Raw genomic sequence first — 15,628 nt, 5'->3', positions numbered from 1 at the left:
GCATGGTTGCACGACTCTCACCCTGACGGATCGAGACGGTCAAGGGTGCCGGAACAGCAGAAACCCCCGGCCGGTGAGGGGTGGCCGGGGGTTCTGGGTTGGTGGCGTCAGTGGTTGCGGGGGAAGCCCAGGTCGACGCCCGCCGGGGCGTCGGAGGGGTCCGGCCAGCGGGTGGTGACGACCTTGCCCCGGGTGTAGAAGTGGATGCCGTCGTTGCCGTAGATGTGGTGGTCCCCGAAGAGGGAGTCCTTCCAGCCGCCGAACGAGTGGTAGCCCACCGGCACGGGGATCGGGACGTTCACGCCGACCATGCCCGCCTGGATCTCCAGCTGGAAGCGGCGGGCCGCGCCGCCGTCGCGGGTGAAGATCGCGGTGCCGTTGCCGAACGGCGAGGCGTTGATGAGGGCGACGCCCTCCTCGTAGGTCTCCGTGCGCAGGACGCACAGCACCGGGCCGAAGATCTCGTCGCGGTAGGCGTCGGAGTCGGTCTTGACGTCGTCGAGCAGTGACAGGCCGATCCAGTGGCCGTTCTCGTTGCCCTCGACCGTGTAGCCGGTGCCGTCCAGGACCACGTCGGCGCCCTGCGCGGCCGCGCCCTTGACGTACGAGGCGACCTTGTCGCGGTGGGCGGCGGTGATCAGCGGGCCCATCTCGGAGGTGGGGTCGTTGCCGGGGCCGATCTTGATCTTCTCGGCGCGCTCGCGGATCTTCTCCACCAGCGTGTCGGCGATGGCGCCGACGGCGACGACGGCGGAGATCGCCATGCAGCGTTCGCCGGCGGAGCCGTAGGCGGCGGAGACGGCCGCGTCGGCGGCGGCGTCCAGGTCGGCGTCGGGGAGGACCAGCATGTGGTTCTTGGCGCCGCCGAGGGCCTGGACGCGCTTGCCGTTGGCGGAGGCGGTGGTGTGGATGTGGCGGGCGATCGGGGTGGAGCCGACGAAGGACACGGCCGCGATGTCGGGGTGGGCGAGCAGCGCGTCGACGGCGACCTTGTCTCCGTGGACCACGTTCAGCACGCCCGCCGGCAGGCCGGCTTCCGTGGCCAGCTCGGCCAGCTTGTTGGACGCCGAGGGGTCCTTCTCGCTGGGCTTGAGGATGAAGGTGTTGCCGCAGGCCACGGCCAACGGGAACATCCACATCGGCACCATCGCCGGGAAGTTGAAGGGGGTGATGCCGGCGACCACGCCGATCGGCTGGCGGATCGAGGAGACGTCCACCCGGTTGGACACCGACGTGGACAGCTCGCCCTTGAGCTGCGTGGTGATCCCGCAGGCCAGCTCGACGATCTCCAGGCCGCGGGCCACCTCGCCGAGCGCGTCCGAGTGCACCTTGCCGTGCTCGGCGGTGATCAGTTCGGCGATGGCGTCGCGGTTGGCGTCCAGGAGGGCGCGGTAGGCGAACAGCACCTTGGTCCGGGCGGCCAGGGAGGACTGGCCCCAGGACAGGAAGGCCTCCTTCGCGACGGCGACCGCCGCGTCGACCTCGGCGCTCGACGCGAGCGCGACCTGGGTGGTGACCTCGCCGGTGGCCGGGTCGGTGACCGGGCCGTAGTTGCCCGACGCGCCCTCGACGGTCTTGCCACCGATCCAGTGGTTGACGGTCTTCATGCCTTGCTCCTTCACAGATGGCGACGTCGCTGCGCGGCTTGCCGGTCGTACTCTTCACGGGCCAGGGCCGCCGACGATCGGGTCGCGGTCTCGGCCACGGGAACATCCCACCACGCCTGTGCCGGGGGTGGGCCCGACACAGTGTCGGGTGTTCGGGTCTGCGCGTAGACACATGTGGGGCGGTCGCTCCCCCGTGCCTCCGCGAGAGCTTTTCGCAGGTCACCGATGGTGCGGGCGGAGATCACCACCATGCCGAGGGAGGCCGCGTTCAGCGCGAGGTCCACGGGCAGGGGCTCGCCGTCGTACGCGCCGTCCGGCCCGCGGAAGCGGTAGGCGGTCCCGAAGCCCTCGCCGCCCACCGCGTGCGACAGCCCGCCGATCGAGGCGTAGCCGTGGTTGTCGAGGATCACCACCTTGATCGGGATTCCCTCCTGGACCGCCGTGACGAGTTCGGTCGGGTTCATCAGGTACGTGCCGTCGCCGACGAGCGCCCACACCGGGCGGCCGGGCGCCGCGAGGGCCACGCCGATCGCGGCGGGGATCTCGTAGCCCATGCAGGAGTATCCGTACTCGACGTGGTACTGGTCGGCGGAGCGGGGTCGCCACAGTCGGTGCAGGTCGCCGGGGAGCGAGCCGGCGGCGTTGATCAGGATGTCGGAGGCGTCGACGAGGGAGTCGAGCAGGCCCAGCGCCTGGGCCTGGGTCGGGACGGCGTCCTCGTCGGGGGTCTGCCACGCCCGGTCGACGAGCCGTTCCCACTGCCGGGTGCCGTCCTGGTAGGCCGCCTCGTAGGCGGGGTCCACGCGGTACCCGGCGACGGCCTCGCGGAGTTCCTCCAGGCCGGTCCGGGCGTCGCAGACCAGCGCCTTCGCGGCGAGTTTGTGGGCGTCGTACGGGTCGAGGTTCAGCCCGAGGAAGCGGACCCCGGGGTCGCGGAACAGGGTCGCGGAGGCGGTGGTGAAGTCGGTCAGCCGGGTTCCCGCGGCGATCACCAGGTCGGCTTCCCGGGCGAGGGAGTCGGCGGTGGCCGTCCCGGTGTGCCCGATGGCGCCCACGCCGGCGGGGTGGTCGTGCGCGAGGGAGCCCTTGCCGGCCTGGGTGACGGCGACGGGGATCCCGGTGGCCTCGGCGAACTCCGCGAGGGCCGCCCCGGCGGCGCTGTGCCGGATCCCGCCGCCGGCCACGAGCAGGGGGCGGGCGGCGGCGCGTACGGCCTCGGCGGCCTCGGCGAGTTCGTCCCGGTCGGGTCGGGGCCGGCGCACCCGCCACACCCGGTCGGCGAAGAACTCCTCGGGCCATTCGTACGCCTCGGCCTGTACGTCCTGGGGCAGGGCGAGGGTCACGGCGCCGGTCTGCACGGGGTCGGTGAGCACCCGTACGGCCTGGAGGGCGGCGGGGATCAGGGCCTCCGGGCGGCTGATCCGGTCGAAGTGGCGGGACACGGGCCGCAGGGTGTCGTTGACGGAGACGTCGCCGGCCCAGGGGACCTCCAGCTGCTGGAGCACGGGGTCGGCGGGTCGGGTGGCGAAGGTGTCGCCGGGCAGGAGGAGCACCGGGAGCCGGTTGACGGTGGCCAGGGCCGCCCCGGTGACGAGGTTGGTGGCGCCGGGCCCGATGGAGGTGGTCACGGCGTGGGTGGACAGACGTCCGCTCTGGCGGGCGTAGCCGACGGCGGCGTGCACCATGGCCTGTTCGTTGCGGCCCTGGAGGAACGGCATCCGCTCCGGTCCGCTCTCCAGCAGTGCCTGCCCGATCCCGGCGACGTTCCCGTGTCCGAAGATCCCCCAGGTCGCGGCGATCAGCCGCCGGCGGCGGCCGTCCCGCTCGGTGTACTGGGCGGACAGGAACCGCAGCAGGGCCTGGGCGACGGTCAGCCTGACGGTCATGGGGCGTCCTCCCCTCGGTGGCGGGCGGGCCCGGTCATACGGCGTCCTCCGCGCGGTGGAACGGCAGCCGGGGGTCGATGTCCTGGCCGGCCCAGGTGTCCCGGATCCAGCCGTGGTCGGGGTGGTCGCTGATCAGCCACTCCCTGGTCCGGTCGGGTCCGGCCATCACGTTCAGGTAGTACATGTCGTGCCCGGGCGCCGCGATGGACGGCCCGTGCCAGCCGTCGGGGATGAGCACGGCGTCTCCGGTCCTCACCTCGGTGAGGATGTCGGTCTTCCCGGCCGGCGAGGGGGAGACACGCTGGTAGCCGAGGCCGGGGGCGCCGTCGTGCGGGGCGATCTCGAAGTAGTAGATCTCCTCAAGCCGGGACTCCCGGCCGGGGCGGTGCTCGTCGTGCTTGTGGGGCGGGTACGAGGACCAGTTCCCGCCGGGGGTGAGGACCTCGACGGCGATGAGCCGGTCGCACTCGAAGACGTCGGCGGCGGCGAAGTTGTTGACCTGGCGGGAGCAGGTGCCGGCGCCCCGGAGTTCGACCGGGACCTCGCGGGCGGGTCCGTACCGGGCGGGCAGCGTCTTCTCGCAGCGCGCCCCGACGAGGGCGAAGCGGCCCCCGTCTGCGGATTCGATCGAGGCGTGGCCGTCCCGGGGCAGGTACGCGAAGTCGGTGACCGCGCGGAACACGCTCGCGCGGCCGCGCAGTGCGAAGACCCGTTCACGGGTCCGGTCCGTCGCGGCGCCGAGGGCGGCGGGCTCGGCGCACCGCACCACGCACCCTCCCGCCAGCGGGAGGACGATCCACTCGTGGTCACCGCACGCGTGCGCGTGCGTCTCGCCCGGGGCGAGTTCCACCACCCGCAGCGCGGTCAGCGTCATGTCGTGCGACACGGTCACCGCCACGATCCCAGCACCTCCTCGACCTCTTCGGCGTACGGCATGGCCGTGGAGCAGGCCAGCCGCGAGGCCACGATGGCCCCGGCCGCGTTCGCGTACCGCAGCACCTGTTCCAGCTTCCACCCGGCGAGCAGCCCGTGGCACAGCGCGCCGCCGAACGCGTCGCCCGCGCCGAGGCCGTTCACCACCTCCACGGCGACCGGCGGCAGTTCGACGGCGGCCCCGTCCCGGTGGACGGCCAGGACGCCGGCGGGGCCGCGTTTGACGACGGCCAGTTCCACGCCGGCCGCCAGCAGTGCCCGGGCGGCGGCGTACGGCTCGCTCTCGCCGGTGGCGATCTCGCACTCCGCGGTGTTCCCGACGGCCACCGTCGCGAGCGCCAGGGCGCGTTCGTACCAGGGCCCCGGTTCCCCCTCCCACAGCATCGGCCGCCAGTCCAGGTCGAAGACGGTCGTCCCGGACTTCGAGCGGGCCTCCAGCGCCGCCAGGGTCGCGCTCCGGCTCGGCTCCGCGCTCAGGCCCGTCCCCGTCATCCAGAACACCCGGGCCGCGCGTACGGCCGCCAGGTCCACCTCGTCGGGTGCGATCTCCAGGTCGGGGGCCTTGGGGAGCCGGTAGAAGTACAGCGGGAAGTGGTCGGGCGGGAAGATCTCGCAGAAGGTGACGGGCGTCGGGTACGCGGCGACCTCGGTCGCCCAGCGGTCGTCCACGCCGAACCCCCGCAGCTCGGCCCGCAGGTACGCCCCGAAGGGGTCCGCACCGGTGCGGGTGATCACCGCCACCCGCCGCCCCAACCGGGCCGCCGCCACGGCGACGTTGCTCGGGGAGCCGCCGAGGAACTTGCCGAAGGCGTCGACCTCGGCGAGCGGTACCCCCGTTCTCAGCGGGTAGAGATCCACCCCGATCCGGCCCATCGTGATCAGGTCGAACGCGGACCCCTCCGCGGCGTTCACCGGCACGTCCGTCACGTCTCCTCTTTCCCCCGGACCTCTTCTTTCCCGTCCCGTCGAGCCTCGCACCCTAAGGTGGCCGCCATGACGTCCTCCCCGCCCACGTTGACCCGTATCCGTGTCGGTTCGGCTCCGGACTCCTGGGGTGTCTGGTTCCCCGAGGATCCCCGGCAGACCCCCTGGGACCGCTTCCTCGACGAGGTCGCGGACGCCGGGTACGAGTGGATCGAACTCGGCCCGTACGGCTACCTGCCCACCGATCCCGTCCGTCTCGCGGAGGAGACGGCCGGGCGCGGCCTGCGGGTGTCCGCGGGCACCGTCTTCACCGGACTCCATCACGGCCCCGCCGTCTGGGAGGAGACCTGGGAGCACGTGTCGCGGATCGCGGCGCTCACCCGGGACATGGGCGCGGCCCATCTCGTCGTCATCCCCTCGTTCTGGCGCGACGACAAGACCGGCGAGGTGCTGGAGGACCGCACGCTGACGCCCGGTCAATGGCGTGATCTGGCCGCCCAGACGGAGCGGCTGGGGCGGGAGGTCCGGGACCGCTACGGGTTGCGGATCGTCGTCCACCCGCACGCCGACACGCACATCGACACCCCGGAGAACGTCGCCCGGTTCCTCGACGCGACGGATCCCGCGCTGGTCTCCCTCTGCCTGGACACGGGGCACTACGCGTACTGCGGCGGGGACAGCGTCCGGGCCATCGAGACCTTCGGGGAGCGGATCGGCTACCTGCATCTGAAGCAGGTGGATCCGGCGGTCCTCGCCGAGGTCGTGGCGCAGGGGCTGCCCTTCGGGCCGGCCGTCGCCCGCGGGGTGATGTGCGAGCCGCCCTCGGGGGTGCCCGCGCTGGAGCCGGTGCTGGCGGCGGCGCAGGCCCTCGACGTGGACCTGTTCGCGATCGTCGAGCAGGACATGTACCCGTGTTCGCCGGACCGGCCGCTGCCGATCGCCCGCCGGACCCGCTCCCACCTGCGCTCCTGTGGCGCGCGCTGACCCTTTGAGAGGCTGACCCTTTTGAGAGGATGCGACATGACCGACTCGCTCGGCATCGCCGTGATCGGCACCGGCAGGATGGGCGCCGACCACGTCCGTCGCATCGGCCGGACGGTCGGTGGGGCCCGCGTGGTGGCGGTGGCGGACCCGGACGGCGACCGCGTCAAGGAGGTCGCGGGCGGCCTGGCCGGCGCGAGCGCGCACACCGACGCGGAGGCCGCCATCGCCGCGCCCGGTGTGGACGCCGTGCTGATCGCCTCCCCCGGTCCGGCGCACGAGGAGGCGATCCTGCACGCCCTGCGGCGGGGGTTGCCGGTGCTGTGCGAGAAGCCGCTGACCCCCGATCCGGCGGGCGCGCTGCGGATCATGGAGGCCGAGCAGCGGTTGGGCCGCAGGCTGGTCCAGGTCGGTTTCATGCGGCGCCACGACGCCGAGTACGAGCGGCTGAAGGAACTGTTGGACTCGGGCGGGATCGGGCGGCCGCTGTTCCTGCACTGCCGGCACCGCAACGCCTCCTCGCCGTCCTTCTTCACCAGCGACATGCTGATCAGTGATTCCGTGGTGCACGAGGTGGACGCGGCCCGCTGGCTGCTGGGCCAGGAGGTCACGGCGGTGACCGTCCTGTCCCCCACCCCTTCGGCGGCTGCTCCGCCCGGGCTGAGCGACCCGCGCTTCGTGCTGTTCGAGACGTCCGGTGGCGCCGTGGTGGACGTGGAGATCTTCGTCAACTGCGGCTTCGGCTATCAGGTCCGGTGCGAGGCGGTCGGCGAGTCCGGCAGTGCCCGGATCGGTGACGGCCACGCGATGGTCGTGGAGTCGGCCGGCCGGTGGGGTGGGGAGATCACCCAGGACTTCACCACCCGGTTCGCCGACGCGTACGACCGGCAGCTGCGGCGGTGGGTGGCCGCCGCCGCGCGGGGCGGCGTGGCCGGGCCCGACGCGTGGGACGGGTACGCGGCGGCCGCGGTGTCCGAGGCGGGGCTCGCAGCGGGGCGCGGCGGGGTGCGGACGCCGGTGGAGTTGGTGGAGCGGCCCCCGCTGTACCGCTGACCCCGCGACGCCGACCGGTGGCGCCGGCCCGTGCGGCGCCGACCCGTGTGAGCCGGCCGCCGCACCGTTGACCGGTCATTTCATCCCACTCGACCCCCGTGTCGTATCTGTCACGGGGGTCGCCCTTGTGTCACGCATATCCGGATTTCGCGGGTTTTCCGTCACAGGGGCGCGACAGCCCCTCCCCGGCGCTCACTCGGCGTCGTTCTTCGGGCACAACCCGAGTGATCGTCACTGTCCACGCGCCGGCTCCCCCGACGGCCTCCCGGCCGGCCCCGCGGCGTGGACAAGGAGGTGTCGTCGATGAGCGACCGACAGCTGTGGTCGTACAAGGAGATCGCCGCGCACATCCGGGTCCAGCCGGACACCGTGCGCTCCTACCGCAAGCACGGACTGCTCCCGGCCCCGGACCACGTGGAGGGCGGCAAGCCCTATTGGTACGCCGACACCATCCGCGCCTGGGTGGCCCGGCGGCCCGGCAACCGGGGGCGACGCGAGGACTGAAACGGTCGACGGAGGTCGAGAACACTCGCGTCAATACCCCCTAGGGGTATAATCTCGAAGTGACGGGAGCACGGTGGAGTACACGCCGCCGCTTCCGGCGACCGCACACGCCCCCGATGAGGAGAACGACATGAGCGCCGAGACGGACACCCAGACCACCACCGTCTACCGGGTGACCGGCATGACCTGCGGGCACTGCGAGGGCGCGGTGACCGGCGAGCTCACCACCCTGCCGGGCGTGACCTCCGTCAAGGCCGTCGCCGCCACCGGCGAGGTCACGGTGATCTCGACCGCCCCCCTCGACGAGGACGCCGTGCGAGCCGCCGTGGACGAGGCCGGCTACGAGCTCGCCGGCCAGGCCTGAGCCCCACACCTCCCTCGGCAACACCCGCCGGGTCGTACCGGCCGACTCATACCGGACCCGTACGACCCGGCCCTCCCCCCGGAGCCGGACATGAGCGGCAGCACAGTGCACGACGGACCCGCGACAGCGGCCGACACCACCGAGACCGAACTGACCATCGGCGGCATGACCTGCGCCTCCTGCGCGGCCCGCATCGAGAAGAAGCTGAACCGGATGGACGGGGTCACCGCCACGGTGAACTACGCCACCGAGAAGGCGAAGGTCTCGTACGCGGGTGACGTACGGGTGGCCGACCTGATCGCGACGGTGGTCAGGACCGGTTACACCGCCCAGGAGCCCCCGCCCCCGGAGCCGGTTCCGACGGCCGCCCCGACGGCGACGGAATCCGCCGGGCGGACCGCGCCCGACCCCGAGCTGTCGGCCCTGCGCCAACGACTCCTGGTGTCCGTCGCCCTGTCCCTGCCCGTGGTGCTGCTCGCCATGGTCCCCGCCCTCCAGTTCGACAACTGGCAGTGGCTCTCGCTCACCCTGGCCGCCCCCGTGGTCGTCTGGGGCGGCTTCCCCTTCCACAAGGCCGCCTGGACCAACGCCCGGCACGGTGCGGCCACCATGGACACCCTGGTCTCGGTCGGCACCCTGGCCGCCTTCGCCTGGTCGCTGTGGGCCCTGTTCTTCGGGCACGCCGGCATGCCCGGCATGCGCCACGGCTTCGACGTCACCATCTCGCGCACGGACGGCTCCTCCGCGATCTATCTGGAGGTCGCCGCCGGGGTCGTCTCCTTCATCCTGCTCGGCCGCTACCTGGAAGCCCGCTCGAAGCGGAAGGCGGGCGCCGCCCTGCGGGCCCTGCTCGAACTCGGCGCCAAGGACGTGGCCGTGCTGCGCGGGGGCGCCGAGGTGCGGATCCCGGTGGGCGCGCTCGTGGTGGGCGACCGGTTCGTCGTCCGGCCCGGCGAGAAGATCGCCACCGACGGCACCGTCGTCGAGGGCGCGTCCGCCGTGGACGCGTCGATGCTGACCGGCGAGTCCGTGCCCGTGGACGTCGGGGTCGGCGACGCCGTCACCGGCGCCACCGTCAACACCTCCGGGCGCCTGGTCGTCGAGGCCGGCCGGATCGGCTCCGACACCCAGCTCGCCCGTATGGCGAGGCTGGTCGAGGACGCGCAGAACGGCAAGGCCGAGGTACAACGACTGGCCGACCGGGTCTCCGGGATCTTCGTGCCGATCGTCCTGCTGCTCGCCCTCGGCACCTGGGTGACCTGGCTGCTCGTCACCGACGACCCGACCGCCGCCTTCGGCGCCGCCGTGGCCGTCCTGATCATCGCCTGCCCGTGCGCGCTCGGCCTGGCCACCCCGACCGCCCTGATGGTCGGCACCGGGCGCGGAGCCCAGCTCGGCATCCTGATCAAGGGCCCCGAGGTGCTGGAGTCCACCCGCCGGGTGGACACCGTCGTCCTCGACAAGACCGGCACGGTCACCACCGGCCGGATGACCCTGTCCGGCGTGCACGCCGCCGAGGGCACCACCGAGGAGGAACTGCTGCGCCTGGCCGGTTCGTTGGAGCACGCCTCCGAGCACCCGATCGCCCGCGCCCTGGCCGACGGCGCGGCGCTGCGGGTCGGCGCCCTGCCGGTCCCGGAGGGTTTCGAGAACCTGGCGGGGCTCGGCGTACGGGGCGTGGTGGACGGACACTCCGTACTGGTGGGCCGGGAGCGGCTGCTGACCGAGCGGGGGATCACCCTGCCGGAGTCGCTGGCCGGGGCCAGGGCCGCGGCCGAGGCGGCGGGCGCGACGCCGGTGCTGGTCGCCTGGGACGGGACGGCCCGCGGGGTGTTGACCGTGGCCGACGCCGTGAAGGACACCAGCGCCGAGGCGGTGGCCCGACTGCGCGCGCTCGGCCTCACGCCGATCCTGCTGACCGGCGACAACAAGGCCGTCGCCGAGGCGGTGGCGGCCGAGGTGGGCATCGACGAGGTGATCGCCGAGGTGCTCCCGCAGGACAAGGTGGACGTGGTCCGACGCCTTCAGGAGCAGGGCCGTACGGTCGCCATGGTGGGCGACGGGGTCAACGACGCCGCCGCGCTCGCCCGGGCCGACCTGGGTCTGGCGATGGGCACCGGCACCGACGCGGCCATCGAGGCGAGCGACCTGACGCTCGTACGGGGCGATCTGCGGGTGGCGGCGGACGCGATCCGACTGTCCCGCAGGACCCTGGCCACCATCAAGGGCAACCTGTTCTGGGCCTTCGGATACAACGTGGCGGCGCTGCCCCTGGCGGCGGCCGGCCTGCTCAACCCCATGATCGCCGGTGCGGCGATGGCCTTCTCTTCGGTGTTCGTGGTGACGAACAGCCTCCGGTTGCGGTCGTTCCGATAGGGGATCACCTTCGCACCGTGCGCACATCTCCTTCACGGGAGACGCAGATCACAGTGATTCGAACGTAACCATCCGGCGGTTGCACGGGTCTAATGGGGCGGTGCCAGGAACGTCTTGGGGGACGTTCGCGGGGGGTCTTGGGGGACGTCCCGAGGCATCAGCCGGCCGGGACGCGTGCTCAACGGGGAGCCTTGAGCGGCCCTCCCGACCCGTACGGGTCCCGGCAAAAGCCCCATTGGAGTGCCCCGACGCGGCACTCCTCGCCGACACCTCGGCTCGGGTCCCGTGGGGGGAATCCGTTCCGGGGAAAGGAAAGCGCCCCGACCGTCGACCCGTGGGGGGATCGACGGCGGGGCGCTTTTCGTACGTTCGCGCGGCTCTTGACCTCGGGTCAGCGGGCCTCGACCGGAACGAAGTCGCGCAGGACCTCGCCGGTGTAGATCTGGCGCGGACGGCCGATGCGGGAGCCGGGCTCCTTGATCATCTCGTGCCACTGGGCGATCCAGCCGGGAAGGCGGCCGATCGCGAAGAGCACGGTGAACATCTCGGTCGGGAAGCCCATGGCCCGGTAGATCAGGCCGGTGTAGAAGTCCACGTTCGGGTAGAGGTTGCGCTCGACGAAGTACTCGTCGGCCAGCGCGTGCTCTTCCAGCTTGAGCGCGATGTCGAGCAGCTCGTCGCTCTTGCCGAGCGCCGAGAGGACATCGTGGGCCGCCGCCTTGATGATCTTCGCCCGGGGGTCGAAGCTCTTGTAGACGCGGTGCCCGAAGCCCATGAGGCGGACGCCGTCTTCCTTGTTCTTCACCTTGCGGATGAAGGCGTCGACGTCGCCGCCATCGTTCTTGATGCCTTCCAGCATCTCCAGAACGGACTGGTTGGCGCCACCGTGCAGCGGACCCCACAGGGCCGAGATGCCGGCGGAGATCGAGGCGAACATGTTCGCCTGCGAGGAGCCGACCAGACGCACGGTGGAGGTCGAACAGTTCTGCTCGTGGTCCGCGTGCAGGATCAGCAGCTTGTCGAGCGCCGACACCACGACCGGGTCCAGGTCGTACTCCTGGGCCGGCACGGAGAAGGTCATGCGCAGGAAGTTCTCGACGTAGCCGAGGTCGTTGCGCGGGTAGACCACGGGGTGGCCGACCGACTTCTTGTACGCGTACGCGGCGATCGTCGGGAGCTTGGCCAGCAGCCGGATCGTCGAGAGGTGGCGCTGCTTCTCGTCGAACGGGTTGTGGCTGTCCTGGTAGAACGTCGACAGTGCGCTGACCACGGAGGACAGCATCGCCATCGGGTGCGCGTCGCGCGGGAAACCGTCGTAGAACCGCTTGACGTCCTCGTGCAGCAGCGTGTGCTGGGTGATCTCGTTGCGGAACGACGCGAGCTGGTCGACGGTCGGCAGCTCCCCGTTGATCAGCAGGTACGCGACCTCGATGAAGGTCGAACGCTCGGCCAGCTGCTCGATCGGGTAGCCGCGATAACGCAGGATTCCCTGCTCGCCGTCGAGGTAGGTAATCGCGGACTTGTAGGCGGCGGTGTTGCCGTAGCCACTGTCCAAGGTGACGAGCCCGGTCTGGGCCCGCAGCTTCGAGATGTCGAAGCCCTGGTCACCGACGGTGCTCTCGACCACCGGGTAGGTGTATTCACCGTCCGCGTACCGGAGTACTACAGAGTTGTCGCTCACGTCATCCCTCACCGACGTAGTGCCTCTTCTTCGAGGTGCCCTGACTGCCTCTACCTTCCCCCATTTGGCGCAGGAGAGTGCACTCGGGGTCGGCCTTTGGTGGCTTTGGCGGCACTGAGTGCCGCCAACCTGCTCATCCTGCCCGCTCCGGACTGCGGCGGGAACCCCAAATGATCGATCATTTAGGTGATGTTTCCCACCGGTATCCGGCCGGACAGTCTGGGTGCCACCGCCGTGTACCTCCTGCCTGCGGAAACCGTACGCACCGCCTGGCCGAGGGCCTTCCGTGACCCGACCAGGACGACCAGTTTCTTCGCCCTGGTCACCGCCGTGTAGAGCAGATTGCGCTGGAGCATCATCCAAGCCCCGGTGGTGACGGGGATCACGACGGCCGGATACTCGCTCCCCTGGGAACGGTGGATGGTGACGGCGTACGCGTGGGCCAGCTCGTCCAGCTCGGCGAACTCGTAGCCGACCTCCTCGTCCTCCTCGGTGCGCACCGTCAGTTTCTGTTCGTCCAGGTCGAGGGCGGTGACCACGCCCACCGTGCCGTTGAAGACACCGTTGGCGCCCTTCTCGTAGTTGTTCCGGATCTGGGTGACCTTGTCGCCCACCCGGAAGACCCGGCCGCCGAACCTCTTCTCGGGCAGGTCGGGGCGGGCCGGTGTGATGGCCTGTTGCAGCAGGGCGTTGAGGTTCCCGGCGCCGGCCGGACCCCGGTGCATGGGCGCGAGGACCTGGATGTCCCGGCGCGGGTCGAGACCGAATCTGGCCGGAATTCGACGTGCGGCGACGTCCACCGTGAGTCGGCCCGCCTCCTCGGTGTCCTCCTCGGGGAAGAGGAAGAAGTCCGGCAGGCCGTCGGTGAGGGGCGGTACGCCCGTGTTGATCCGGTGCGCGTTGGTGACGACACCTGACTGCTGCGCCTGCCGGAAGATCCGGGTGAGCCGGACGGCGGGCACCGGGCCGCCCTCGGCGAGCAGGTCGCGGAGCACTTCCCCGGCGCCGACCGAGGGGAGCTGGTCCACGTCTCCGACCAGCAGCAGGTGCGCGCCGGGAGCGACGGCCTTGACCAGTTTGTTGGCGAGCAGCAGGTCCAGCATCGAGGCCTCGTCCACCACGACGAGATCGGCGTCCAGCGGGCGCTCCCGGTCGTACGCCGCGTCCCCGCCGGGTTTCAGCTCCAGCAGCCGGTGCACGGTGGAGGCCTCGGCCCCGGTGAGTTCCGAGAGGCGCTTCGCGGCGCGGCCGGTGGGCGCGGCCAGCAGCACCTTGGCCTTCTTCGCGCGGGCCAGTTCCACGATCGACCGGACGGTGAAGGACTTCCCGCAGCCGGGGCCGCCGGTGAGGACGGCGACCCGGCGGGTGAGGGCGAGTTGGACCGCCTCGCGCTGTTCGGGGGCGAGCTTGGCCCCGGTGCGGCCCGCCAGCCAGTCCAGGGCCTTCTCCCAGTCCACGTCCCGGAAGCCCGGCATCCGGTCCTCCTCGGCGTGCAGGAGCCGGCGGACCTGGCCGACCAGCGACAGTTCGGCCCGGTGGAAGGGGACCAGGTAGACCGCGGTGAGGGGCGGACCGCCCTGGGGGTCGGGCACGGGCTCGCGGACCACCCCCTCGGGGTCGGCGGCCAGTTCGGCGAGGCAGTCGATGACCAGCCCGGTGTCCACCTGGAGGAGTTTGACCCCGTCGGCGATCAGCCGTTCCTCGGGGAGGAAGCAGTGGCCCTGGTCGGTGGACTGGGACAGGGCGTACTGGAGCCCGGCCTTGACCCGTTCGGGGCTGTCGTGCGGGATCCCGACGGCCTGGGCGATGCGGTCGGCGGTCAGGAAGCCGATGCCCCAGACGTCGGCGGCGAGCCGGTAGGGCTGGTTGCGCACCACGGAGATGGAGGCGTCGCCGTACTTCTTGTAGATGCGCACCGCGATGGAGGTGGAGACGCCGACTCCCTGGAGGAAGACCATGACCTCCTTGATGGCCTTCTGCTCCTCCCAGGCGGCGCCGATCAGCTTCGTCCGCTTGGGGCCGAGCCCGGGGACCTCGATCAGCCGTTTGGGTGCTTCCTCGATGACGTCCAGGGTGTCGAGGCCGAAGTGCTCCACGATCCGGTCGGCGATCTTCGGCCCGATGCCCTTGATCAGGCCGGACCCGAGGTAGCGCCGGATGCCCTGGATGGTCGCGGGAAGGATGGTGGAGTAGTTCTCGACGCTGAACTGCCTGCCGTACTGGGGGTGGGAGCCCCAGCGGCCCTCCATGCGCAGGGATTCGCCGGGCTGCGCCCCGAGGAGCGATCCGACGACGGTGAGGAGGTCGCCGGAACCGCGTCCCGTGTCGACGCGGGCGACGGTGTAGCCGCTCTCCTCGTTGGCGTAGGTGATGCGCTCCAGCACCCCCTCGACCACTGCCGGTTGCACCGCTCCGTTGGTGGTAGTCATGCCCGAAAGCTACCGGGCGCCACCGACGGCGCGGCGGGCCTGTGGACAACCGGGTGCCGGGCGACCAGAAGGGGGTCCGACCTTCCGGCCGGACCCCCTCACGGTTACCCCTCCCTCGTCGGACTTCCCGATCCCCCCGGATCCCCTCCCGAAAGTCCCGACGCACCATACGACCCACCACACCCGTCGGGGGTTGCACGGCGATCCACGTCTTTGCCTCTCCATTACCCGAGCCGTACGCGAGTGCGATCCGAGATGCCACGCAATCACCTCAGACGTAGCGTTTCAGGCATGAGCGAACCCTCTTTCCAGGACGACGTGCTCAATGAGCTCGACGACGACAGGCTCACCGAGATCGCGGGCCTCCTCGGCACCGACGCGGCGGGCGCGCGCGACACGATCGCGACCACGGTCGGCGCGATGACCGGTGACCTCCAGCAGAAGGTCGAGGCCGACGACCACGACGGCGACGAGGTCCGCCAGGCCGTCGCGGAAGTGGCCGAACCCCCGTTGCAGGGCGTGGCCACCCTCGGCGGCGGGCTGCTCGGCGGCGGGCTGATGGCCGGCGTCCTCGCCAAGGTGAGCAAGCCGGTGGCCAACGCGGTCTCGAAGAAGACCGGCATCCCCGCGCCCACCGTCGCCCGGGTCATCGAGCTGCTGATCCCGGTGCTGTTGGCGGTCTTCGCCAAGCGGGCGGCCGACAAGGGCACGGGAGCGGCCCCGGCCCCCGGCGCGGCGCCGGGTTCCGCGGAAGCGGGTTCCGGGCCGGCGCCGGGCGGTGGCCTCGGCGACGTGCTGGGGCAGATCCTGGGCGGCGGCAAGAAGTAGGCGGCGCCGGTCGCCCGTACGGAGCAGCGCGGGCCGGGCGGTGCCGGGCCGTCCTCGCGGGG

12 protein-coding genes are annotated in these 15,628 nt (G+C 71.6%); 6 read left to right on the top strand and 6 right to left on the bottom strand.

The genetic code is table 11. From position 1 onward, the window contains the following. Window positions 1-107: 107 nt before the first annotated feature. The 4 genes from mmsA to iolC are packed head-to-tail and all read right to left on the bottom strand — an operon-like array spanning window position 108 to window position 5,299. On the bottom strand, window positions 108-1,607 hold the full coding sequence (gene mmsA / locus ADK55_RS00445) for a CoA-acylating methylmalonate-semialdehyde dehydrogenase (RefSeq protein WP_053674786.1): 1,500 nt from the start codon (window positions 1,605-1,607) through the stop codon (window positions 108-110). A gap of 11 nt (window positions 1,608-1,618) precedes the next feature. Next, window positions 1,619-3,493: a 3D-(3,5/4)-trihydroxycyclohexane-1,2-dione acylhydrolase (decyclizing) gene (gene iolD / locus ADK55_RS00440; protein WP_053674785.1), complete on the bottom strand. Its 1,875-nt coding sequence runs from the start codon at window positions 3,491-3,493 to the stop codon at window positions 1,619-1,621. A 34-nt stretch (window positions 3,494-3,527) separates the two neighbouring features. Continuing rightward, window positions 3,528-4,367 (bottom strand): 5-deoxy-glucuronate isomerase, encoded by an 840-nt coding sequence (iolB, locus tag ADK55_RS00435; RefSeq protein WP_234349837.1) that lies wholly within the window; start codon window positions 4,365-4,367, stop codon window positions 3,528-3,530. Between the two features lie 14 nt (window positions 4,368-4,381). Beyond that, complete coding sequence (iolC, locus tag ADK55_RS00430; protein ID WP_053675010.1) at window positions 4,382-5,299, bottom strand: 5-dehydro-2-deoxygluconokinase; 918 nt, start codon at window positions 5,297-5,299, stop codon at window positions 4,382-4,384. 120 nt (window positions 5,300-5,419) lie between these two features. Here iolC and ADK55_RS00425 point away from each other — a divergent pair, with 120 nt between their 5' ends. From ADK55_RS00425 to ADK55_RS00405, 5 genes are all read left to right on the top strand, one after another. Then, window positions 5,420-6,334: a sugar phosphate isomerase/epimerase family protein gene (locus tag ADK55_RS00425; protein WP_053674780.1), complete on the top strand. Its 915-nt coding sequence runs from the start codon at window positions 5,420-5,422 to the stop codon at window positions 6,332-6,334. A gap of 36 nt (window positions 6,335-6,370) precedes the next feature. Then, window positions 6,371-7,384, top strand: a complete 1,014-nt coding sequence (locus ADK55_RS00420; protein ID WP_053674777.1) for a Gfo/Idh/MocA family protein — start codon at window positions 6,371-6,373, stop codon at window positions 7,382-7,384. A 303-nt stretch (window positions 7,385-7,687) separates the two neighbouring features. After that, complete coding sequence (locus ADK55_RS00415) at window positions 7,688-7,888, top strand: helix-turn-helix transcriptional regulator (RefSeq protein ID WP_053674774.1); 201 nt, start codon at window positions 7,688-7,690, stop codon at window positions 7,886-7,888. A 130-nt stretch (window positions 7,889-8,018) separates the two neighbouring features. Further along, window positions 8,019-8,252 (top strand): heavy-metal-associated domain-containing protein, encoded by a 234-nt coding sequence (locus tag ADK55_RS00410; RefSeq protein ID WP_053675008.1) that lies wholly within the window; start codon window positions 8,019-8,021, stop codon window positions 8,250-8,252. Window positions 8,253-8,342: 90 nt separating this feature from the next. Then, the gene (locus ADK55_RS00405; RefSeq protein ID WP_053674772.1) at window positions 8,343-10,628 is read left to right on the top strand and encodes a heavy metal translocating P-type ATPase; all 2,286 of its coding nucleotides are present in this window, start codon (window positions 8,343-8,345) and stop codon (window positions 10,626-10,628) included. 391 nt (window positions 10,629-11,019) lie between these two features. Here the strand turns inward: ADK55_RS00405 and ADK55_RS00400 are convergent, their stop codons facing one another. Together ADK55_RS00400 and ADK55_RS00395 are read right to left on the bottom strand one after the other, a co-directional pair. Beyond that, a complete protein-coding gene (locus ADK55_RS00400) occupies window positions 11,020-12,309 on the bottom strand; it encodes a citrate synthase (protein ID WP_031149943.1) in 1,290 nt (429 codons plus the stop codon). A 182-nt stretch (window positions 12,310-12,491) separates the two neighbouring features. Further along, window positions 12,492-14,738, bottom strand: a complete 2,247-nt coding sequence (locus tag ADK55_RS00395; protein ID WP_053674771.1) for an ATP-dependent RecD-like DNA helicase — start codon at window positions 14,736-14,738, stop codon at window positions 12,492-12,494. A gap of 291 nt (window positions 14,739-15,029) precedes the next feature. Here ADK55_RS00395 and ADK55_RS00390 point away from each other — a divergent pair, with 291 nt between their 5' ends. Next, on the top strand, window positions 15,030-15,566 hold the full coding sequence (locus ADK55_RS00390; protein ID WP_053674769.1) for a DUF937 domain-containing protein: 537 nt from the start codon (window positions 15,030-15,032) through the stop codon (window positions 15,564-15,566). Window positions 15,567-15,628: the final 62 nt, after the last annotated feature.

The organism is Streptomyces sp. WM4235 (assembly GCF_001279725.1).
Lineage (GTDB): Bacteria > Actinomycetota > Actinomycetes > Streptomycetales > Streptomycetaceae > Streptomyces.
The sequence above is the reverse complement of the archived record's forward strand: the minus strand, read 5'-3'. Positions and strand labels throughout refer to the sequence as shown.